The sequence below is a fragment of the Actinomadura macra NBRC 14102 genome, from assembly GCF_001552215.1.
Taxonomy (GTDB): Bacteria; Actinomycetota; Actinomycetes; order Streptosporangiales; family Streptosporangiaceae; genus Spirillospora; species Spirillospora macra.
This window is the reverse complement of the sequence record NZ_BCQT01000003.1, coordinates 1-20,100: the sequence shown is the minus strand read 5'-3', so window position 1 is coordinate 20,100 and position 20,100 is coordinate 1. Positions and strand designations below refer to the sequence as shown.

At 69.4% G+C, this 20,100-nt stretch carries 29 protein-coding genes and 1 pseudogene; 19 read left to right on the top strand and 11 right to left on the bottom strand.

What is annotated here, in order from left to right:
- The first annotated feature begins 64 nt into the window (after positions 1-64).
- The 6 genes from AMA02S_RS03820 to AMA02S_RS03795 all read left to right on the top strand — a co-directional run bounded on the left by AMA02S_RS03820 (position 65) and on the right by AMA02S_RS03795 (position 5,622).
- Positions 65-1,264, top strand: coding sequence for a PP2C family protein-serine/threonine phosphatase (locus tag AMA02S_RS03820; protein WP_067451645.1), 1,200 nt, complete (start codon positions 65-67; stop codon positions 1,262-1,264).
- Positions 1,261-2,940, top strand: a complete 1,680-nt coding sequence (locus AMA02S_RS03815; protein ID WP_084264552.1) for a sensor histidine kinase — start codon at positions 1,261-1,263, stop codon at positions 2,938-2,940. Before AMA02S_RS03820 ends, AMA02S_RS03815 begins: the two co-directional genes overlap by 4 nt.
- A complete protein-coding gene (locus AMA02S_RS03810) occupies positions 2,933-3,370 on the top strand; it encodes a response regulator (protein WP_067451642.1) in 438 nt (145 codons plus the stop codon). The genes AMA02S_RS03815 and AMA02S_RS03810 overlap by 8 nt, the downstream gene beginning before the upstream one ends.
- A 65-nt stretch (positions 3,371-3,435) precedes the next feature.
- Positions 3,436-3,909: a MarR family winged helix-turn-helix transcriptional regulator gene (locus AMA02S_RS03805; RefSeq protein WP_067451639.1), complete on the top strand. Its 474-nt coding sequence runs from the start codon at positions 3,436-3,438 to the stop codon at positions 3,907-3,909.
- A 148-nt stretch (positions 3,910-4,057) separates the two neighbouring features.
- Positions 4,058-4,885 carry a L,D-transpeptidase gene (locus tag AMA02S_RS03800; protein ID WP_067451636.1) on the top strand — a complete coding sequence of 276 codons (828 nt, stop codon included), beginning with the start codon at positions 4,058-4,060 and terminating at the stop codon, positions 4,883-4,885.
- Positions 4,886-4,947: 62 nt separating this feature from the next.
- Positions 4,948-5,622 carry a choice-of-anchor P family protein gene (locus AMA02S_RS03795; protein WP_067451632.1) on the top strand — a complete coding sequence of 225 codons (675 nt, stop codon included), beginning with the start codon at positions 4,948-4,950 and terminating at the stop codon, positions 5,620-5,622.
- 50 nt (positions 5,623-5,672) lie between these two features.
- Here the strand turns inward: AMA02S_RS03795 and AMA02S_RS03790 are convergent, their stop codons facing one another.
- The 4 genes from AMA02S_RS03790 to AMA02S_RS03775 all read right to left on the bottom strand — a co-directional run bounded on the left by AMA02S_RS03790 (position 5,673) and on the right by AMA02S_RS03775 (position 7,298).
- Positions 5,673-6,008 carry an STAS domain-containing protein gene (locus AMA02S_RS03790; protein ID WP_084264550.1) on the bottom strand — a complete coding sequence of 112 codons (336 nt, stop codon included), beginning with the start codon at positions 6,006-6,008 and terminating at the stop codon, positions 5,673-5,675.
- 70 nt (positions 6,009-6,078) lie between these two features.
- Entirely contained in the window at positions 6,079-6,480 is a 402-nt protein-coding gene (locus AMA02S_RS03785; RefSeq protein WP_067451629.1) for an ATP-binding protein, read from the bottom strand.
- A gap of 97 nt (positions 6,481-6,577) precedes the next feature.
- The gene (locus tag AMA02S_RS03780) at positions 6,578-6,799 is read right to left on the bottom strand and encodes a hypothetical protein (protein ID WP_369688371.1); all 222 of its coding nucleotides are present in this window, start codon (positions 6,797-6,799) and stop codon (positions 6,578-6,580) included.
- A gap of 115 nt (positions 6,800-6,914) precedes the next feature.
- A complete protein-coding gene (locus AMA02S_RS03775; RefSeq protein WP_067451623.1) occupies positions 6,915-7,298 on the bottom strand; it encodes a hypothetical protein in 384 nt (127 codons plus the stop codon).
- 103 nt (positions 7,299-7,401) lie between these two features.
- Here AMA02S_RS03775 and sepF point away from each other — a divergent pair, with 103 nt between their 5' ends.
- Complete coding sequence (sepF, locus tag AMA02S_RS03770; RefSeq protein ID WP_067452190.1) at positions 7,402-7,608, top strand: cell division protein SepF; 207 nt, start codon at positions 7,402-7,404, stop codon at positions 7,606-7,608.
- A gap of 69 nt (positions 7,609-7,677) precedes the next feature.
- Here the strand turns inward: sepF and AMA02S_RS03765 are convergent, their stop codons facing one another.
- The gene (locus tag AMA02S_RS03765; RefSeq protein ID WP_245667342.1) at positions 7,678-8,469 is read right to left on the bottom strand and encodes an SDR family NAD(P)-dependent oxidoreductase; all 792 of its coding nucleotides are present in this window, start codon (positions 8,467-8,469) and stop codon (positions 7,678-7,680) included.
- Positions 8,470-8,810: 341 nt separating this feature from the next.
- On the opposite strand from AMA02S_RS03765, the gene AMA02S_RS03755 reads away from it, so the two are divergent.
- From AMA02S_RS03755 to AMA02S_RS03745, 3 genes are all read left to right on the top strand, one after another.
- Positions 8,811-9,272 (top strand): helix-turn-helix domain-containing protein, encoded by a 462-nt coding sequence (locus AMA02S_RS03755; RefSeq protein ID WP_067451617.1) that lies wholly within the window; start codon positions 8,811-8,813, stop codon positions 9,270-9,272.
- Complete coding sequence (locus AMA02S_RS03750) at positions 9,265-9,633, top strand: DUF4180 domain-containing protein (RefSeq protein ID WP_067451614.1); 369 nt, start codon at positions 9,265-9,267, stop codon at positions 9,631-9,633. Before AMA02S_RS03755 ends, AMA02S_RS03750 begins: the two co-directional genes overlap by 8 nt.
- A gap of 409 nt (positions 9,634-10,042) precedes the next feature.
- Positions 10,043-10,855 carry an SAM-dependent methyltransferase gene (locus AMA02S_RS03745; protein ID WP_067451611.1) on the top strand — a complete coding sequence of 271 codons (813 nt, stop codon included), beginning with the start codon at positions 10,043-10,045 and terminating at the stop codon, positions 10,853-10,855.
- A 62-nt stretch (positions 10,856-10,917) separates the two neighbouring features.
- Here AMA02S_RS03745 and AMA02S_RS03740 read toward each other — a convergent pair whose 3' ends face one another.
- The 3 genes from AMA02S_RS03740 to AMA02S_RS03730 form a co-directional block, all read right to left on the bottom strand.
- Positions 10,918-11,856 (bottom strand): NAD-dependent epimerase/dehydratase family protein, encoded by a 939-nt coding sequence (locus AMA02S_RS03740; RefSeq protein ID WP_067451608.1) that lies wholly within the window; start codon positions 11,854-11,856, stop codon positions 10,918-10,920.
- Positions 11,857-11,889: 33 nt separating this feature from the next.
- Positions 11,890-12,483 carry a dihydrofolate reductase family protein gene (locus AMA02S_RS03735; RefSeq protein WP_067451605.1) on the bottom strand — a complete coding sequence of 198 codons (594 nt, stop codon included), beginning with the start codon at positions 12,481-12,483 and terminating at the stop codon, positions 11,890-11,892.
- A gap of 90 nt (positions 12,484-12,573) precedes the next feature.
- Complete coding sequence (locus tag AMA02S_RS03730; protein WP_067451602.1) at positions 12,574-13,380, bottom strand: helix-turn-helix domain-containing protein; 807 nt, start codon at positions 13,378-13,380, stop codon at positions 12,574-12,576.
- A 192-nt stretch (positions 13,381-13,572) separates the two neighbouring features.
- Between AMA02S_RS03730 and AMA02S_RS39865 the strand changes: the two genes are divergently transcribed.
- The 4 genes from AMA02S_RS39865 (at position 13,573) to AMA02S_RS41310 (ending at position 15,464) form a co-directional block, all read left to right on the top strand.
- Complete coding sequence (locus AMA02S_RS39865) at positions 13,573-13,812, top strand: GNAT family N-acetyltransferase (protein WP_245667341.1); 240 nt, start codon at positions 13,573-13,575, stop codon at positions 13,810-13,812.
- Between the two features lie 154 nt (positions 13,813-13,966).
- Positions 13,967-14,416 (top strand): hypothetical protein, encoded by a 450-nt coding sequence (locus AMA02S_RS03720; RefSeq protein WP_157430362.1) that lies wholly within the window; start codon positions 13,967-13,969, stop codon positions 14,414-14,416.
- Positions 14,417-14,627: 211 nt separating this feature from the next.
- Entirely contained in the window at positions 14,628-14,882 is a 255-nt protein-coding gene (locus AMA02S_RS03715; protein WP_218004833.1) for a hypothetical protein, read from the top strand.
- Positions 14,883-14,996: 114 nt separating this feature from the next.
- Positions 14,997-15,464: a hypothetical protein gene (locus AMA02S_RS41310; protein ID WP_157430361.1), complete on the top strand. Its 468-nt coding sequence runs from the start codon at positions 14,997-14,999 to the stop codon at positions 15,462-15,464.
- Here AMA02S_RS41310 and AMA02S_RS03710 read toward each other — a convergent pair.
- On the bottom strand, positions 15,431-16,429 hold the full coding sequence (locus AMA02S_RS03710; RefSeq protein WP_245667340.1) for a quinone oxidoreductase family protein: 999 nt from the start codon (positions 16,427-16,429) through the stop codon (positions 15,431-15,433). The genes AMA02S_RS41310 and AMA02S_RS03710 overlap by 34 nt on opposite strands.
- Positions 16,430-16,514: 85 nt before the next feature.
- Between AMA02S_RS03710 and AMA02S_RS03705 the strand changes: the two genes are divergently transcribed.
- A complete protein-coding gene (locus AMA02S_RS03705) occupies positions 16,515-16,937 on the top strand; it encodes a MarR family winged helix-turn-helix transcriptional regulator (protein ID WP_067451593.1) in 423 nt (140 codons plus the stop codon).
- A 304-nt stretch (positions 16,938-17,241) separates the two neighbouring features.
- Here the strand turns inward: AMA02S_RS03705 and AMA02S_RS03700 are convergent, their stop codons facing one another.
- Positions 17,242-17,832 (bottom strand): GNAT family N-acetyltransferase, encoded by a 591-nt coding sequence (locus tag AMA02S_RS03700; protein WP_218004832.1) that lies wholly within the window; start codon positions 17,830-17,832, stop codon positions 17,242-17,244.
- Between the two features lie 49 nt (positions 17,833-17,881).
- On the opposite strand from AMA02S_RS03700, the pseudogene AMA02S_RS44895 reads away from it, so the two are divergent.
- The 4 genes and pseudogenes from AMA02S_RS44895 to AMA02S_RS44890 all read left to right on the top strand — a co-directional run.
- Positions 17,882-18,178, top strand: a pseudogene (locus AMA02S_RS44895) (maleylpyruvate isomerase N-terminal domain-containing protein); the annotation flags it as partial.
- A 98-nt stretch (positions 18,179-18,276) separates the two neighbouring features.
- Positions 18,277-18,561, top strand: coding sequence for a hypothetical protein (locus AMA02S_RS43375; RefSeq protein ID WP_218004831.1), 285 nt, complete (start codon positions 18,277-18,279; stop codon positions 18,559-18,561).
- A 292-nt stretch (positions 18,562-18,853) separates the two neighbouring features.
- On the top strand, positions 18,854-19,444 hold the full coding sequence (locus AMA02S_RS03690; RefSeq protein WP_067451590.1) for a hypothetical protein: 591 nt from the start codon (positions 18,854-18,856) through the stop codon (positions 19,442-19,444).
- Positions 19,445-19,470: 26 nt separating this feature from the next.
- Positions 19,471-19,947 carry a hypothetical protein gene (locus tag AMA02S_RS44890; RefSeq protein WP_369688370.1) on the top strand — a complete coding sequence of 159 codons (477 nt, stop codon included), beginning with the start codon at positions 19,471-19,473 and terminating at the stop codon, positions 19,945-19,947.
- On the opposite strand, the gene AMA02S_RS43370 is transcribed toward AMA02S_RS44890, so the two are convergent.
- The coding region (locus AMA02S_RS43370) for a hypothetical protein (RefSeq protein WP_218004830.1) at positions 19,905-20,100 on the bottom strand (196 nt) is incomplete at its 5' end. The two genes, AMA02S_RS44890 and AMA02S_RS43370, sit on opposite strands and share 43 nt — an antisense overlap.

Below are 20,100 nucleotides of genomic sequence, written 5' to 3'. Positions count from 1 at the left end.
CTCGACTGCAAGAGAAGAGTGCCCGTCACCTGCACGGTTCCGCAGGGCGAAGGAGCTGATCGTCATGTCCGCGATGCACGGTCGCGGCTCTGAACGGCTCCTGGACATCAGCGGTTCCCTGCACCTGCTCCTCGTCGAGGACGACCCGGGCGACGCGTTCCTGTTCGAGGAACTGCTGACCGAGGTGCAGCCCGACGTCCGGATCACCGTCGCGAGCACGCTCGCCGAGGCGCTGGACGCCTTCCGTCCGGACGTCCAGTGCGTCATCGTCGACCTCTCGCTGCCCGACGCCGAGGGCCTGGACGCGCTGCGACAGGTGCTGGGCCGCGCGCCGGGCACCGCCGTCCTGGTGCTGACCGGTCTCGCCGACGCGCACGTCGGTGTGGAGGCCGTCGCCGCCGGCGCGCAGGACTACCTGGTCAAGCAGGACGTGGACGGTGCGCTCCTCAGCCGCGCCATCAGCTACGCGATCGAGCGCAAGCGCGCCGACGAGTCCGAGCGGCAGCTCGTCGAGGCGCGGGTGGTGAGCCGCGAGAACGCGCGGCTGGAACGCGGGCTGCTGCCCGTCCCGATCCTCAACGACCAGGGGCTGCGGCATCACACCCGGTACCGGCCCGGCGGCAACCGCGCGCTGCTCGGCGGTGACTTTCACGACACCGTGGAGACCGATGACGGCGCCGTCCACGTGGTGATCGGCGACGTCAGCGGACACGGCGCGGACGAGGCGTCCCTCGGCGTGCGGCTCCGCATGGCGTGGCGCACGCTCGTGCTGGCCGGGCACACCGGGCAGCGGCTGTTGGAGACGCTCGACGCCGTCCTGGCGCACGAGCGCTGGGCCGAGGAGATCTTCACCACCGTCTGCATGATCACGATCGCGCCGGACCGGCGGAGCGCGCGGCTGTACCGGGCGGGCCACCCGCGCCCGCTGCTCTTCGGCCCGGCCGGGGTACACGCCGTCCCGGAGGAACCGTGCGGGCCGGCGCTCGGGCTGCTGCCCGGTATGCGATGGCCCGGCGTCGACATCGAACTCGGTGACTCCTGGGGCTTGCTGCTCTACACCGACGGGCTGATCGAGGGCTTCGCGGGTGGCGGTGGCGAGCGGCTCGACCTCGCCGGACTGGTCGAGATGGCGGGGCGGGCGCACGGCGCCGGGCAGCGCGGCGACGTCCTGGTGGACGGGCTGATCGCCGAGGCCGAACGGCTGAACGGCGAGGCCCTGCCCGACGACCTGGCGGTGCTGCTGCTGAGCCGGGGCGGATCATGACGCCCGACCCCGATGGTCCGCCGAACCGAGCGGCGGGCGACCGTGCGGAGGATCCGACCGGCGATCCGACGAGCGAGGCCGCGCTCATGAAGATCATCGGGCCGCCGGTGGTGATGCCCGCGTCGGGGCTGCCCGAGCCGCGCGGGATGAGCCGGCTCCGGCTCGTCCAGATCTACCGGTGGGGGTCGATCGTCCTCGGCTTGCTGCTCCTGATCTCGTTCGCGCAGGCCGGGTCGGCGCTCTACGGCAACAACCAGGCCCGCGACACCCTCATCGACCAGATCGACCCGGCCACCCTGGAGCAGTTCCGGCTGTCCTCCTCGATCGCCGCCCAGGACATGGCGATCCGTGACTACGCCTCCACCGGCCGGCCGGTCCGTCTCCAGGAGTACCGGACGGCGATCGCGCAGGAGCGGGCCGCCGCCGCGAACATGCGGCGGCTGCTCGCCGACGTGGCGCGCGGCACGCCGGTCACCGACCTGCTGGAGCGCGTCAGCACCGACGCGGCGGCCTGGCGTACCGGTTTCGCCGACCGGATCGCCGCCGCGCCCGGCGGCGCCGGAGTCACGACCGCGCAGGACGAGCAGGCCCGCCGCCTGTTCAGCAACCTCCGCAACGACATCGCGCCGCTGCAACGGGCCATCACGGCGCTGCACGGCGCGGCCGCGGCGAAGCTGCGCAGCCGTGCGAGCGCGGCGCTGTGGTCGGCGGTCACCGCGCTCGGCCTGGTCGTGCTGGCGGCGCTCGCGCTGACGCTGTTGTTCCGCCGGACCGTCCTCACCCCGATGTCCCTGCTCGGCGGGCAGGTCAGGGCGGTGGCCCTGGGCGACTTCGCACATCCGCTGGACGTCCGCGGGCCCGCCGAGATCAACGAGCTCGCGATCATCATCGACGCGATGCGGCGCCGCATCCTGGACGAGTGGCGCGCCAGCACCGAGGCCACCCGGCGGCTGGACGCGCAGGCGGGCGAGCTGCGCCGCTCCAACGCCGAGCTGGAGCAGTTCGCGTACGTGGCCAGCCACGACCTGCAGGAGCCGCTGCGCAAGGTCGCGAGCTTCTGCCAGATGATCGAGCGCCGGTACGGCGACCAGCTCGACGACCGCGGCCGGCAGTACATCGCGTTCGCCGTCGACGGCGCCAAGCGCATGCAGGCCCTCATCAACGACCTGCTCGGCTTCTCCCGGGTCGGCCGGATCACGCGGACGGAGGAGTCGGTCGACCTGAACGCGGTCGCCCGGCAGGCGCTCGACGACCTCGGGACGCTGGCCGAGGAGACCGGCGCGGAGGTGGAGATCGGGGACCTGCCGTCCGTGCCCGGCGACCGCGCGCAGCTCACCCGGCTGTTCCAGAACCTGATCGGCAACGCGGTGAAGTTCCGCCGTACGGACGAGCCGCCCCGCGTCACCATCGACGCCCGCCGGACCGGCGCCGAGTGGGAGCTGCGCTGCGCCGACAACGGCATCGGCATCGAACCCCGCTACGCCGACCGAATCTTTCTCATCTTCCAGCGGCTGCACCCGCGCGAGGAGTACACCGGTACGGGGATCGGTCTCGCCCTGTGCAAGAAGATCGTTGAGTTCCACGGAGGACGGATCTGGCTCGACACCCGCGACCGGGGCGGCTCCCCCGGCACCACGTTCCGCTGGACGCTCCCCGCAGGAGATCGCGATGACTAAAGACCCGCGCCCCATAGAAGTGCTGCTCGTGGAGGACGATCCCGGCGACATCCTGCTCACCGTCGAGGCGTTCGAGCACAACAAGGTCAACAACACCCTGCACGTCGTCAACGACGGCGAGCAGGCGATGACCTTCCTGCGCCGCGAGGGCGAGTACGCGGACGCGCCCCGCCCCGACCTCGTCCTGCTCGATCTCAACCTGCCGCGCAAGGACGGCCGTGAAGTGCTCCAGGACGTCAAGAACGACACCGACCTGCGCCGCATCCCGGTGGTCGTGCTGACCACGTCCGAGGCCGACGAGGACATCCTGCGCAGCTATGACCTGCACGCCAACGCGTACGTGACCAAGCCGGTGGACTTCGACCGGTTCATCTCCGTCGTCCGCAAGATCGACGACTTCTTCGTCTCGGTGGTCAAGCTCCCGCGCTGAGCGCGCGGCGGCGCGCCCGGGCTTCCGGGCTACCTCCCGGACCGTGTTGTGTAACAGTGGGGGACATGGTCGTCACGCCGGATCATGGGCCCGTCGAGTCCGCCACGGCCCTCGACGAGGCTGCGTCCACGCTGATGGACGTCTGGTCGCGTCCGCACACCGCCGCCGACGTGCCGGTGCCGTCCACACAGCTGCGGGCCCTCTTCATCCTGGAGCGCGGGCCGGTCAACATCAGCCGCCTGGCGGCCGAGCTCGGCGCGCTGGTGTCGTCGGCGAGCCGGCTCTGCGACCGGCTGGAGGCCTCCGGGCTGCTGCTGCGCGACCCGGGCCGCGACCGCCGCGAGATCACCGTGCGGCTGACGTCGGACGGCCAGCAGCTCCTCGACCGGCTGCGGGCGCGGCGGTGCGAGGAGGTGGCCCAGGTGCTCGCGACGATGCCCGCCCCGGCGCGGGACGCGCTGTTGTGGGGGCTGGCGGAGTTCCACGAGGCGGCGTCGAGGCCGGACGCCGGAGGCGAGCCCTTCCCGAGGCTTACCTGAGTCCATCCCCGCCCTCGAATTCCTTTAATTCCGAAATCGCCTGGCAAATCGGAACATTAAGAGCACTTTTCATGGTCGTCGCAATGGCGAGGCCATTTTTTCGCCATTGCCGATACCGGAGCCTCCAGCGCTACTAATATCGCGGCCCATGGCGACCACGAATGTCCCGTCCGGACGCGTCCGGACGGCCGGCGCACTTCTACCGGCGGCCACCGCCATGGTCCTGCTCGGTGCATGCGGGGGTTCGTCCTCCGGCACGGCGTCCGCCGAGCGGCCGGGCGCGGACACGAAGGCGGGCACGGGGGCAGGCACGGGCGCGGCACGGGCCACCGGCCCCGCGGCCACCACGTTCGCCACCCTCCGCGACGTCCCCAAGGACGGGGCACCGCAGGCCGGCACCGACGGACTGGTCGTGCACCCGACCAGTCCCCGGGCGGTACTCGACCGTCCCGGTGGACGGTCCGTCGCCACCCTTCCCACCGAGCAACTCGGCGGCCCCACCTGGGTCCCGGTGGTGGAGAGCTCCGGCGAATGGCGGCGCGTCCTGCTGCCGAGCCGCCCGAACCAGGCGAGCGGCTGGATCTCCGGTGCGGGGCTGCGAACCGCGCGAACGCCCTACACCGTCAAGGTCGACCTCGCCCGGCGCGAGCTCACGCTGCTCAAGTCCACACGCCGGGTGGGCCGGTGGCCGGTCGCGGTCGGCGACGCCAAGACCCCGACCCCGCCCGGCCGGACGTTCGTCATGGCCACCCTCGCCCCCGCCAAGAAGACGCCCAGCCCGCTCGTCCTGCCGCTCGGCACGCACTCGGCGACGCTGGACACCTTCGGCGGCGGGCCCGGCACCGTCGCCCTGCACGGATGGCCCGACACCTCGGTGTTCGGCAAGGCCGTCACGCACGGTTGCGTGCGGGTCCCCGCGGACGCGCTGCGGCACCTGTCCCGCGTCCCGCTCGGAACGCTCGTACTGATCGGCTGACCCGTGCCCACCGGCCGACCGGCACACGCCGCCCGGCCTTCCCCAGAATCGGAGACCTCACCATGCGCGCTGTTCTCAGACGCCTGACCTCGGCCGGCCTGCTGGCCACCGGGCTCATCGCCACCACGACCCCCGCCATGGCGGGCACCATCAGCGCGGGCACCCCCGCACCCCGTCCCTCCGGATCGCAGGGTTCGGCATACGGCCTGACGGCCTCCGGACTGATCCCGGTCGCGCCGGTCCCCGCCGTCGCCTCCACCTCGGGCGAGGTCAGCAAGAGCCTCCTGCGCGAGGACCACACCAAGCTGGTCAAGGCGTCCGCGCTGGCCGTGCGGGCCAAGGCGGGCCACGCCCGCTCGTCGGTCGCCCGGCTGTCCGTCCCGGCCGCGCAGCTGCTGGCCAGCGCCGTGACCGCCACCTGCGACGGCGGGCGGGGCCGCGCCCACCTCGCCAACGCGACGATCGCCGGACGCCGGCTGAGCGTCGCCCCGCCCCCCAACACCACCGTCCCCGTCGACCTGGACGGTGTCGGACGGGCCTCCCTCGTCCTCAACAAGCAGCAGCGCCTCCAGGACGGCCGCCTCGCCGTCACCGCGATGGAGCTCAGCCTGCCGCTGAAGGGTGCCACGACGATCCGGATCGCCTCCGCCACCTGCGGACAGGTTCACACCCCCATCCCCGCCGCCGAGGCGCCCGCGCCGACTCCGGTGAAGCGTGACTTCCCGGTCGCCGGCTGACGACGCGGCTGACGACGCGCGAACGGCCCGGGGCGAGCCCCCGGGCCGTTTCAGCGCGCGGGCAGGAGCGCCTGGTCGAGGGAGTCGTGCAAGGCGAACACCTTGGTGAGCTGGGTGATGTGAAAGACGCCGCGCACCGCGGCCGAGCCCCCGGCCAACGCCATCGAGCCGTTCGAGGCCCCCAGCCGGTGGAAGACGCCGATCAGCACGCCGAGACCGGTCGAGTCCAGGAAGTCGACGTCATCGAGATCGATCACCAGATGGCGAGCGTTCTCGTCCACGAGCCCGACGAGGAACTCGCGCAGCCGGGGACTCGTCTCGACGTCGATATCGCCCGCGAGGGCCACGATCGTCCGGTCACCATAACGGCGCGCGCTGAAATCCACGGCAACTCCCGAAATCACCGAGGAGAATACCGGAACTCCGGCATCGGCCGAAGCGACCCGGCCGGCGCGTTCAGCTTGCCAACGATTTCTCGAAATGCACGATCGACCCTTCTCGGGTCACCCGGTCGGCGAAGTGAACGTCCTCGGTGAAGGCTCGGATCAACTGGAGCCCGCGGCCGTGTTCGGCGGTCACCGGCGCCCGGCCACCGTCCCACTGCTCGGCCCCTCCACCACCCCCGTCGATAACCTCCACCACGCAGCGCAGCCGGTCCATCCGCGCGCGCACTTCGTACTCCATCCCGGCCGCCGCATGCTGGATGACGTTCGCGCACGCCTCACCCAGCGCCAGCGCGATGTCGGCCCGGATCTCAGACGTCACCCCAAGCCCACGGAGGGAGGCGTCGAGCGTGTGCCGCACCAGCGGGGCGCTCTCGGCGTTCCGCGGCAAGGTCATTTCGAGGACGACCTCCATGCCAACCGCCTCCGTTCCTCTAGGAGGCAGATTTCCCAATACCACACGCCGGAAACTCCGGCCACCCCCACCTCGACCCCAAACTGGGATAAAAGCCCTAGTCAGCCATCGCTGCCATCACTTTTGCGCCTTCCCCGGCGAGGTCGCTGAGCGCGAACCGCTCCAGGCCGTGCCGCAGCACCGTCTCCGCGGCATCCATTGCCGCCTTGGCGGTGATCATGCATTCGTGGGCCCGCTCGATCTCCCCGAGCCCGATGCAGTCGAAGGCCACCTGCGCGTCATGGATCGCCATCCGCAACTGTCGGACGACCTCGTCCATCCCCATCCGCTTCCCCCCGTCGGCAGATCCCCCTCGCACTCTAGACCGCGGACCCGGCCACAAGCGCGACGACATGACCGGGGGCGTGAGCTGCGAGATCTCGACGTCTCGGGGCTCAGGGCTCGTCGTCGGCAGTGCCGGCGAGGGCGCGGGCGGCGGCCGTCTGCGCCTCGTCCAGCCCCTGGTAGTCCGACTCCCGGTTCTGCTCGGCCTGATCGTCGATCCAGCGGCCGTGTGCTTCCCAGGCGGCCTGTTTCGTGACGCCCAGCGCCGCGCCGATCTGCGACCAGGACGCACCGGCGGAACGTGCGGAGCGGACCGCGAGCTGGCGCCCGTAGACCGCCTTGCGGGCGATCACCTCGCCGAGCGCCAGGAGCTCCAGGACCTCGGCCCGGCTGAGCGGCTCCTCACCGACCGCGTCGCGCACCCAGAGCTCGTCGTGGCGGGCCGCCGCGGTGGGCAGCGTGACCTCTTTCTCTATCCCGTCAGCAGTGATCATGCTTCGAGTCTGCGGTCAGGATGATCTGACGTCAAGATTACCTGACGTACTTTACGCGTGGATCTCTCCTTGACGCACGTTCCAGAAGGGGCAGACTGTGCACGTGGTCAAGACGCTCCGTCCGCAGAACTACAACGAGGTGCTGTACGTCGGGCACTACTTCCGCAAGGGCATCCCCGTGCTCATGGACCTGACCGACCTCACCGACGACGACGCGAGGCCGCTCGTCGACTTCGCGGCCGGGCTGGTGTGCGGACGCGGCGGGGCCATGGACCGGGTCACCAGCAAGATCTTCCTCATCCAGCCCTGACCCCCACGATCGGCACGGAGCGGCGTTCCCCGGCTTCACCGCGAACCTCGCGACGACCGCCCCTGCCGCTCACACCTCCTCGGGATCATGCCCCTGCGCCGACCGTCCACCATCGACGGGCAGGACGACGCCGTTGACGAACCCCGCCCCGTCCGACAGTAGGTAGGCGACGGCGGCGGCCACCTCGTCCGGACGCCCGACCCTGCCCACGGGGTGGAGCCGGCGCATCTCGTCCTGGACCCGCGTGGCCGACGCCGGATCCTGCCCCGCGAGGAAGGCCTCGTACCGCTCCGTCGTGATCGATCCGAGCGCGACGGCGTTGACCCGGATCCCGCGCGGCCCATAGTCGACGGCCAGCGCGCGTGTCAGCGCCTCGATCGCCGCCTTCGCCGTGGCGTACGGCAGGGCGCCCCTGACGGGACGCCGCGCCTGGTGCGAGGACACATTGACGATCGCCCCACCCGACCCCGCGTCCAGAAACCGGCGGACGGCCGTCACGCACCCGACCACCGCGGGATCGAGATTCAGCGCGACGAGCCCGAGGATCTCGGTCGCGGACGGGGCGTCGAGGTCCGCGTCCCGGAACACCGCGGCATTGTTGACCCATCCGGCGAGCGGACCCGCCTCCTGCGCCCGGTCGGCGGCGCGCTCCGCGACGGCCTCGTCCGAGGCGTCCCCGATCACCGGAATCAGCCGGGACCCGGCCGGATGCCCGTCCGCCCACGACACGGCGGGCGGGTCGAACTCGATCACCACGACGCTGTGCCCGTCCCCGAGCAGCCGCTCCACGATCGCCCGGCCGACACCGCGACCGCCTCCCGTCACCACGAACGACAGCGGCACAGCCATCCCCTCCGTCACAGGACCCTCCTACGAAGCGTGAACCCCCGCGGACGATCCGACAAGACCACGGAGATCATCACCCGTGGGGCGGCGATGCCGGATCGCCCACGAGCGCTCCTCCAGCATCGCGATCCGATCGCGGCGCAGGTGGCGGCCAGGGCGACGTCCACGATCTACTGCCGCCGCCCGGGCACGCCGCGCATCAGCAGACTGTGCATCGGCACCCGCTCCCACGACGGCGATCTGGACGCCCAGTATCGGCCGAAACGCCCCGGGACGTCCCCACTCTCAGAGTGGTTTCGCTCGGCGACCACTCTAACCTTCCCTATCCTTCCCTATTTGACCTATATTAGGGAGTGATGAGGGAAGACATGTACTCGGTCCAGCAGGTAGCCGACCAACTCGGCCTCCATGTGCGGACCGTGCGCGGGTACATCCGGACAGGCCAGCTCAAGGCCGTCCGGATCGGCAAGCAGTACCGGATCGCCCAGGCCGACCTGGAGGCACTGACCGGGCTGCCTGGCCCGGCACCGGCCCGCCGCACCGGCGTCGCCGCCGTCGAGGTGTCGAGCATCGTGCAGATAGACGGCATCGACCGGACCGCCGCCGACCGCCTCGGCACCCTCATCCTGGGCGGCGCGATCAACCCCCGCGACACGGCGCCTCCGCTGCGCGTCCAGACCGTCCACGACCAGGAACGGAACCGCATGAAGATCGTGATACTCGGCGGCGCGGCCGACACCGCGGAGCTGCTGCACCTGCTGGACGCCCTCCTCGACGGCGACACCGGCCTGCTCACCCAGAAGGCCAGCGATGCCTGACGTGATCCAGGAGCGGGCGGGCTTCCAGGTGCTGATGTGCGACCCGTCCGGCCCCCCGGTGACCACCATGCAGGACGCGCTGGACCTGATCGGCGCATCGTTCCTCGGTGCCGAAGTCGTGGCCCTCCCGGTGACCCGCCTGGACGAGCGGTTCTTCTCCCTGGGCACCCGCGTCGCCGGAGAGATCATGCAGAAGTTCGCCAACTACCGGCTGCGCCTGGCCGTCATCGGCGACATCTCCGAACATCTGGAGGCCAGCTCCGCCCTGCGCGCCCTCATCCACGAGTCGCACCACTCCGGGCACATCTGGTTCGTCCCTGATCTCGATGAACTGGACACCCGACTGTGGTCCGTCGCCTGACCGATCCAGCGCACACTTGCGACCCCATACCCGCAGGGAGAAGATTCCCCTCCGACCCTGGTGCGGCATTCCCCCTGCCCCCCGAAATAATTCCGGAAATCAACGGGGATCAGGCGGCATCCTTCTACCCATCCGAAATCACGCAATAGTGGACGCGAGCACTGTTCACGCAGGTCACCCCACCTGGACGGCCCCAAAGCCAAAACCTGGCCAGAGCAGGGTCTGACCGAATCCACTACCTCGGACGCTCACAAAAGACGTCACAGGTCAGGCGAAGATACTCGGCATTCTCACTGACAGATGGTCACCAGACCGCACACACTTGCTGAACTTCGTTCTCGGAAGGACATGACCGCCCGTGCGGGCATAGTGTGCCTGGGCACTGCATCTTCGCGACGAGGTGGTTGCCGTGGACGAACAGACACCGGAAACGCCACTGCCAGCGGAAATAGACACGAGCGTGGCCCACTCGGCCAGAGTCTGGAACCATTGGCTGGGCGGTAAGGACTGCTTCGAGGCCGACCGTGTGGCCGGTGACGGCGTCTTCCAGATGTTCCCCGACATCATCGACCTGGCACGCGCGGACCGCTCCTTCCTGGCACGCGTGATCCGCTTCCTCGTCGAGGAGGCGAAGGTCGATCAGTTCCTGGACATCGGCACCGGCCTGCCGACCGCCGACAACACGCACGAGGTCGCCCAGCGATTCAACCCCGAATGCCGGGTCGTCTACGTCGACAACGATCCGATGGTCTTGGTTCACGCCCGGGCCCTGCTCAACTCCGCCCCGGCGGGCGCCACCGACTACATCGCGGCCGACGCACGCGATCCCGACCTGATCCTGCGCAGCGCCGCCAAGGTGCTGAACCTCTCCCGCCCGGTCGCGGTGATGATGTTGGGAATTCTGAACTTCATTCCCGACGGCGGCCAGGCGCACCACACTGTGAGCCGCCTGGTGGACGCCGTCCCGTCGGGAAGCTACCTCGCCATCACCCACCCGACACATGACATCGGAGGGGGGAGGAACATCGAAGCGATGCGCTTCTGGAACGAGAACGTCAACCCACCCATCTGCGCGCGAACCGAGCAGGAGGTCGCAGGTTTCTTCTCCGGCCTGAAGCTCCTGGAACCGGGCATCGTCTCATGCTCACGCTGGCGCCCCGTGCTGACCGGCGCCACCCCACCAGAAGTAGCCCAGTTCGGAGCAGTGGGCCACAAACCCTGACCCCGCCGGTTCGACAAGATCGTGGACGGGCTCAACGCCCTGGTCCGCGACGCCCCTGCGGCTCACCGGTCATGTCTCCTGAGCCAGTCGACATAGTCCGGCACGGCCCGCTCGACGTCGTACTCAGGCCGGAAGCCGGTGTCCTCCCGCAACCGGGTGGTGTCGAGATGGTTGTCCGGAGGCCGCTCCGGATTGCGCCCCTCCGGCAGGGTGATGTTCGCGCCCGGAACAACAGCATTGATCGCGGCGACCACCTCGCTGTACCGCACCAGCCGTCCGGTGGAAACGTTGTAGATGCGGTGGTTCAGCCGCTCGGTGAGCATGAGCAGGGCGATGGCCCGGCCGCAATCCTTCACGTAGCACAGGTCCGTCGCGTCCTCGGCGTACGCGGGAGGACGGGGCGGGGTGAGATCGGGATCCTCGCCCAGGACCGCCGCGCTGAGCAGGCGCGGAAGTGCGAAGAACGGCGAGTCGGGCAGGCCGAGCGGCCCCCAGATGGTGCCGATCCTCAGGCTCACCGTCTCGAACCCGGCGCCGTCGCCGGTCAGCGCGGTGAACAACTCCGCGGACTTCTTGAACGCATGGATCTGGTGCGGCGCCACCACCGGCAGCGGAACGTCCTCACGCCACGGGACCTCGTCCACCCCCGCGTACACGCCGATGGAACTGGCGACGGAGAACCGCCGCACGCCCCACTCCCGCGCCGCCTTGAGCGCGTTGAGCAGGGCGAGGGATTCGGCGCGGAGATACTCGACCGGATCGGGCAGGTCGTAACGGCCCGCCGCGAGATGCACGACCCCGGTGATCTCGTGCCGCGTCCCGATATCGAGGAACGCCGCCTCGTCCGTGGTGTCCAGCGGCTCGATGACGACCTCGCCGGCGAGGAACTCGGGCGGCCGGGTGGCCCGGTGCGCGGTGACCACGACGGACTCGCCCAGGTCGAGCAGTGCCCGTGCGGTATGCGATCCGATAGAGCCCAGGCCACCGGTAACGAGGATCATTCGCGCCTCCGTTGATAGTCCGTAGAGAGCCGATCAGCGCTGAACGCTGTAATGCAGGTGAAGCACACGATCACCTTGGATCACCATGTCGGGATCGCCGAGCAGGACGGTTCCGGTGTGGCCACCGAAGAACCGCACCCCTTCACCCAGCACCACCGGGACGACGTCCATCGCCACCTCGTCGACGAGCCCCGCCGAGAACGCCTGCCCGCCGACGTCGCCCGCGCACACGCAGACCAGCCCGTCCCCTGCAAGCTTCTTGGCGAGCGTGATGGCGGCCTCGACGGAGTCGGCCGTGTGGAAGGGCGCCTCGGGGAATCTGGCGAGCCACTCCTCCGGCAGCGGCCGGTGGGTGACGACGACGAGTTCGTCCCCGGCGGCGGGCACACCCGACCAGCCGTCGGTGGTGTCGAACAGGTGGCGGCCGATCACCGTGACCTTGACGGCGTCCCAGAAGGGCTGGACGTAGTCCGCGGAGGCGCGGCCGACGTGGAACCGCCAATCGTCGTTCGCGTGAATCGCGACGTCACCGTTGCCGTACCAGTCGAACAGCGGCCCGACCGTGTCGTCGGGATAGGCGATGTAGCCGTCCACCGAAACCACGGCCTGCATCACAACTCTGGCCATCTCACTGCCTCCCCATCCGAAACGCTCACACCACAAGGAACGCCCGTGTGCGTGATGACGGAGATCGCGATGCGCCCGTCCACTCTGACGCTAGGCGGGTTTCGGTCGCCGCTCTAGTACAAAACGGCCATCCCCGAGCATCGGACGGAAGGACACAGCGTGATCGTGTCCGCATCCGCAGGCCGCGCCCGTCTCAGCGAGAAACCGGCCGGGCGTCACACCGACGAGCCGACGGCACTCGCGGCCGAGGTGTGTCTGGTCGGTGTAGCCCGTCTCCACCGCCCACCGTGCAAGGTCGGCATGCACGGTGCCCTGCCGAGCGATCGACGCCTGCACACGGGCGACGAAGCCCTGCACGCGCAGGATGCGATGCAACTCCTTCACACCGACGCCGACCGACGCCCGGCACCGGCGCCGCAACTGGCGCTCGGAGATCGACAACAACGCGGGCAGGGCCGCCGGTTTCCCACCGTGCCACGGCATGAGGTGCCGGACGGCCTCGCCCACCAACGGGTCGTAGGCACCGGCGGACCGCGCGACGAACGACTGGAGATGACCGAGCGCGATTCGCGGTGTGGCGGCCTCACCGAGCAGATCCGTCAGACGGCTCAGCCCACGCCAGACCTCAGTGCCCGGGACGTCCTGGTCGACCAACTCATCGGCCGGCATCCCGACGAGACCGCCGAGGACACCCGGTCGCAGACGCACCCCGACGACCGTGCTCCCCGCCGGGATGTCCTGGTACATCGCCGCGGTCAGGGGCCCGAGCAGGTGCGGCGTCCCACCCAGCACGCACCGCAGTTCGGCGCCACCGTGCGGCACGTGCCGCTGCGCGAGCGCCTGGTCCCCGACCCGCTGTATCCATGCCGAGGACACCACCGCCGCAAGCGCCGGCATAGGCGCTCGCTCCACATAAGACGATTCTCCAGGCACCCGACCATCCTGCCGAAAGACATATGACCGTCGGTCGGGCGGCGCCGGTTGTTGCACTATCACTGATCGCGGCCTGAGCCCTCCAGCGAGAGAACAAGACATTCTCCCGGACCAACGCATCTGCGGCGCCCCCGCCGGGCCGATAGCCTCCCTCCCATGCATCCGGTCTCGGTCGTAGGTGCCCGGGTGGCGCTACGCGAGTTCACGCCCGACGACGTCGACGCCGTCCTAAAGATGTACGGCGACCCAGTAGTGGTCGAGCACCTGTCGTTTGAACCACGCGACCGCCGGCAAGTGACCGCGACGCTGGCCAGCGTGATCGAGCCTGCTACGAACGACCCGCGCCACGAGTACTCACTCGCCGTGGCGGAGGGCGACGACGCGATCGGCGGGTAATGAGCAACCTCGGGATGGTCGAGGAGGGCCGAATCCGCGGCCACATCCGTGTGAACGGAGCGTGGCGGGACTCGGTCGTTCACTCCATTCTCGACACCGAATGGCCCAACCGCTGAGCCAGATCAACCTTTGGAAGAAGCAGAGCATCATGGCCGTGACCGATGATCAGGTGGCGACCCTCCGCGCCCAGCTTGCGGGGCGTCCCGCGAAGCATCACCGCCAGGTGAGGAGGCCCGACCCGTCCGAGGCCGGCGCAGGCTATTCGGCGCTGATCTCCGCGGCGTTCTTCGAGGCTGCGCGCCGGCGCTTCGTCCGGAACGGGTGGCCCGCCGAGGACGGCGAGGTCGCCGACTTCGTCGCTTCGGCCCGCGGCCGGTCCAAGCGCGCGATCGACGTCATCGTCCCGGGCGTCGCCGAACGCGTGATCAACCACGCCATCGGGAAGCTCCCGCTGGAGGCCAACGACGACATCGATCCCAACGTGGCGACCCGGGTCAAGACACTCCTGCTCGCGGCGCTCGTCGGCGACGAGCAGTTCAGCGACGCCAAGCTCGACAGGTTCATGACCCGGGCCCGGGAACTAGCGGATGAATCCCTGAGGTAACGGTCCGAGCGGTCATCGGACGGGCCCGGTCGGTGTCCTGCGCCGAGCCATGATGTCAGGCGTGACCACGGGTGGTCCCGAGTGACGGCTGAGCGATGTGCCTCGACGAAACCGGGCAGGCCGGGGCCTCCCTCAGGTAGCCCGGGACGCTCTGGCACTCAGCGTCGTCGCCGCCGCGGCGGCCGCCCGCGCGGTCTTGCCGGACAGGCGCGTGCGAGGACGTGGCACGCTGCTGTTCACCACCGGCGGCACCGCCGTCCAACCACACCAGGACCGCGCCGTGTCGGGCGTCGCCTACGCGGCCAAGTCGGCCTACGTGCGGATGCTGCATGACGCGCTGGCCGCAGCGGACCTGCTCGCCGCCCAGGTCACCATCGTGGGCACCGTCGGGCCAGGGGCGCGCCACGAACCAGACACGGTGGCCGGCGAACTGCGGCGACGCCAGCCACTAATCGTCCTGCGCTGAAGTCCTGCGGGTCTCCCAGCCGGCGGGGAACACAGCCCCACCACGCGCATCCGAGCCATCCTGGTTGACCTGCTTCCGGTGACGCTAGGAGACGCCCGGCTGCTCGGATGACCGATGCCGGACGTCTCGGTCGCGATGCTGGCTGCGGCCGCCGAGCACGAAGTGGGCCGGACTCCACTGTCCCGCACGCCCTCGGTCTGGGAGTGCCTGAAGGGGCAGCGGTTACCCCCAGAGATCAGCTGCGGGCTCAGGATGTTCGCGGACCGCGGGAACGATTCGGACAGCGGCGTGAGCCTGGCCTTATCCCCCCAGCCGTTCGCCACTGTGCCACAGCGTTCGGGCAGTGGTGAAACAGTGCGCGGCGTGGTCGAGGCCTTCGGCAGCATCGCGTTCTGGCTCCGCCACGCCGCCATCCAGACGCCGCAGGCCCATCTTCACGCTGACCTGGAACTGAAATGCCGAACCTCGACCGGTACCAGCGTGTCAGGACGGCTGAGCGGTGGTGTTGACGCCGTTGACAGCCGGAGCCTCGGGCCGCCTGCGGCGCCCTATCCGATCTTGAGGGCCAGCTTCCCGACATAGTGATCGTTCAGGGCGCGATGCGCATCCTCGGCTCGCTCCCACGGGAAGGTCCGGGCGATATGGACCTCGAAGGAACTCGCCTCGATGATCGCGTTCAGCCGATCGGTGCCGGTACGGCTGCGATCCCCGTCGTAGTGGGACACCGTCGCACCAGGTGACGTTGCAGGCATGGGAAGGACACCGTTCGGCCAGGCGATCCGTCCCGAGTTCTTGATCGCGCGGAGAGACCGTTCGGCGGCCTCGCCTCCCGCGGTGACCAGAGCCGCATCGAGTCCGCCCGGTGCGAACTCCAACGCCGCGGCCAACACATCGTCTTTGCGACCGTCGATGGCGTCGTCAGCGCCCAGCCGCCGGGCCAGGGCGACACCGTCGTCACCGGAAGCCACGGCCAGCACTCGGATGCCGCTGTGCCGCGCCAGCTGCACGGCCATGTGCCCGAGACCCCCGCTGGCCCCGAAGACCATGAGCGTCTCGTCCGGCCGCAGGCCGAGCAGATCCAGGCCGCTCAGTGCGGTCAGCGCATCCCAAGCCATCGCGCCGGCCTGTTCGGTCGGCAGCCGGTCGGGCACCCGCGCCACGAACTCCGCCTCAACGACGCCGTACTCGGCGTAGAAGCCGCCACGCGGCACCGGCATCGTCGCGGCGTAGACACGCTCGCCCACCCCGAACCGGGTGACGTTGCGTCCGACCGCGGCCACAGTGCCCGCCGCGTCCCAGCCGAGGACATAGGGGAAGGTCGACGCGATACCGAAAGCGCCGTCGTAGTGCCCCTCCCGCTCGACCGCGTCCCAGGACGCGGCCCCTGCGAACTCCACCCGGATGAGGACGTCGTCGTCGCCGACCTCCGGGAGCGGTATCCGGCGCGACGAGAGTTCGTCGATTCCGCCGAACCGGTCAAGGACGACCGCGTCCATCTGCGGCATCACGACCGCGCCGCCCGTTGTGCGCTCGACTCTGCTGTCCATCGGCCCTCCTTTTTACTTGAGTGGATCAAGGATCATTGGACCACAAGTATTTGAGTGAATCAAGTAACTCCCCTAGGCTGGGGCCATGGCGCTGCCGAACGGACCCGTCACCACCTCGTCCGAGGCCGAGGCCGCCTTGTTCGACCTGGTCGACCTATACGACCGCGCCTACGAGGCGGCCGCGGCCGAGCTGTCGCTCAGCCCGGCGCAGGCATGTGTGCTCGGGCGACTCGATGACCGACGCGGCATGGGCGCTTTGGCCGAGGAACTCGGCTGCGATGCCTCCAACATCACCCAGATCGTCATGCGTCTCGAAGCGCTCGGCCTCGTGTCCCGCGAACCGAATCCCCAGGACCGCCGCGCACGACTCGTCGCGCGAACCCCCCGAGGAGACGAGATCAACCACCGGTTTGCCAAAGCCTTCGCCTTCGCCCGTACGGCGGTCGGACGACTCTCACCCGACGAACAGGACCAGTTGACGGCGCTACTGCGAAAAGCACTGGGCTGACAGCACCCGCGGCCCGCCCGATCGAGACAGATCCCACGGCTCAATGGGTGCGGACTGCCGCAGTCTCTGGTCGTTCGTCGTCACGCTGCGGTGCCGTCCGACCGCACCGCCGGGCAACGACTGCGACATGAGGTGGCTGCGTGACCGCGCCGTCCACGACGAACACGAGGACGACGTGCGGCAGGCCACGGAAGCGCTGATCATGGCTGTCAGTCATGGCGCTCTGCCCCAGCGACTACACCATCGCCGACCTGATGGAGGTGTTCTCCGTCGGCCGCGCCACCGATTACGTGCCGGAGCGTGCTCAGGACAATGAGCAGCGGTAGCGGAGCTTGGGCAAGGTGATCCCGGCGGTGACGTCATCGACGGTGGTGCCGTCCCAGCGCCAACACGCGGCTTCGTAGAAGCGCCTGGCTCGGGTGTTGGCCTCAAGGACCCACAACATCGCGCTCTGGTAGCCGCCCTGCTGGATGGCTTGGACTGTGGCGGTCATGAGCCGTCGCCCGACTCCCGTCCCCCATACCTCGGGCAACGCATAGAGGGTCGCGAGCTCCGCGACGGCGGGAGCATCGGCAGAGTGGAACGCCGCGAAAGCCACGGCACCGTGATCGGCCTCGGCCAGCAGCACCCCGGCCACAGGCCATCGCGTTGGGTGAAGCAAGGGCTCCCACGCCGAGGCCTCCGCACCGGCATCCATGTAGTCGAGATAGCTCCGAGGAAGGATGTCCGCGAAAGCCCGTTGCCAGGCCCGAACATAGATCCCGCCCGTCACCGCAGCGTCGCCAGGCCGGGCCCGTCTGATCTGCACCGCCTCATCCTGCAAACCGTCCTGCCCCGGCGACAACTGGTTTACCAGGCCGCCGATAGACGCCTCACCGACGAGTTCGACCGGCACGCCAAGTCGTACACGACATAACGAACTCTCCTACGGATAGGACAATCGAATGACGCAGCTGAACGCGGAACATGCCCGGCAATCGATCGTCCGGCACACTCGACGTCTGGCGGAAGCAGCCGCCGCGGCCGGACCTGAGACCGTCGTGCCGACAACCCCGAAATGGACCATCTCTGGCCTGGTCGCGCACGTGGGTCAGACCCAGCACTGGGTCGCGGAGATCATCGAGCGGCGCATCACCGACCCCGCACAGCTGCCCACGGAGATGGCCGTGTTCCGACCCCCGCGACTGGCAGGCGTGGCTGTCGGAGTCCGCGCAGCGGGTCGCGAGCGCGTGCTCCGACGCGCTCGACGCGCCGGTGTCCAACCCCGCGGGGGACGAGCGGTCCGGGATGCGATTCTGGATGTCCAGCATGCTCAACGAGGCGGTCGTCCACGTGGGAAATGCAGCGGTCCGGGTCCGCCCACGCCATCCGAGGCACCGGGCACACCCTGCAGTGGCTGGCCACCGACACCGCGAACAACGCGGGCGCCTGGTTCATCGAACGGCGGCCTGACGGGGCGGCGTGGAAGCCCGGAACCCAGCAGGCGGATGTGACCGTGACCGGCCCGGCTCGATCGCTGCTGCTGACCTTGACCCGACGACTCCCTCTCACCGACAACAGCGTCGACGGCGACACCGACCTCGTCCAGCACTGGCTCGACAACACCGCCCATGTCAGCGGCTGACCGGCACCGGGGCGCCCGACGCGCCACGACGAAGGGCGCGTCCGGCATGAACACCGGTTGAAACATGATCTTGAAGCAAATCACCTGGCCTGAAGGACGCCGCGATGGCGTGAAATGATCTTCAGCCGCGGGCCGTGGGCGTGGTGTGCACCCTGGGTGCCGCACGAGAGCCGGGCCGGTCGGAAGGTTCAGCGGGTCTGGACGGTGCCGGCCCGCCACGCCGATGTCATCGCACTCGCCGATCATCTGCGTTGCCAGGGGATCGAGCGGGTGCAAGCTGAATGAGCGGGGCATGCTACGCCCCTCGTTCGTGCCGCCGGCCGCCGTCCGGGATCTGCGGCAGCTGACCAGGGTGCGGGCGGTGCTGGCCGCCGAGTCTTCCCGGCACCGCAATTGGATCGAAAAGGTGCTGGAGGATGCACTGCTGAAGATCACATCGGTGCTGCCGGACGTGCTCGGGCTCAGCGGCCGCCAGATCCTGAACGCGCTGGTCGCCGGGCAGCGACCGGCTAAACGCTGGCGCAACTGGCCCACCCACAGGTGCGAGCGAGCCGAACCGAACTGCTCACCGCACTCACAGGCCAATTACGCGACGACACGCCACCGAGATCAAAGTGCTGCTAGAACTGATCGACACCCTGCACGCCAAGGCCAGCTCGACATCCAGATCACCGCCCTGATCGGCGAGCTGCCAGGCGCCCGCGGTGTCTGCACCAACTGCGGGGTCACCGGCACAGCGCACGCCCCAACCTGCCCGGACCTGGCACTGCCGATCCTGTCGCTGGCCGAGCGGCTTGACGAGATCACCGGAGTTGGGCTGCTCTGCGCACACGTCATCATCGCTGAACTGGACACCGGGGCACCGCCCGATTCCCCACCCTAGGACACGCCGCCGTCTGGGCCCGCCTGGTGCCACTGGCCGACCAGTCCGGCGCACCCATCAAGCCGGGTAAGGCCGGCACCGGCAACCGATGGCTGCGCGGCGCACTCGGCACGGCCGCCATGACCTGCGCCAGAACCAAAGACGCCTTCCTGGGCGAACCAGCTGCCCACACAACGGTAGTAAATTCCGACCAGATCAGCCCCGTCCAGGCACGTCCTCATAAGTCCCCTGACCGGCCCGGCGGCATCCCGCACGTCCACACCCGTCCAAGGGTCATCTGCCCCGTTGCAGCAGGCGCGTTGGCACACACGCCCGTCCCGGAGGGCGTGCCCGCGCGAACGGCGAGACAGTGTGACAGACGGATTCGCGCTGGCGTGCCCTCCGGGCTCGCGGAGCTGCTGGAGGGCAACCCAGCTTCGCGCTCGTTCCGCGAGTGCCATTGCCCTCCGCGTAGGAAGCCCTACACATGGGTCAGTACTCTGACCCCCTTCCCGAAAGCGTAGATCCGATTGGCCAGCGACGCAGCGGCAAGCGCCACATCGGTAGTACCGCCACCCTGAACTTCCGTCCAGCCACCAAACGCCTGGCCATCAGCAGCAGAGTTCACGTAAATCCTCTTGTCATCGATCCCCTTCCCGAAGACGTAGATCCGGTTA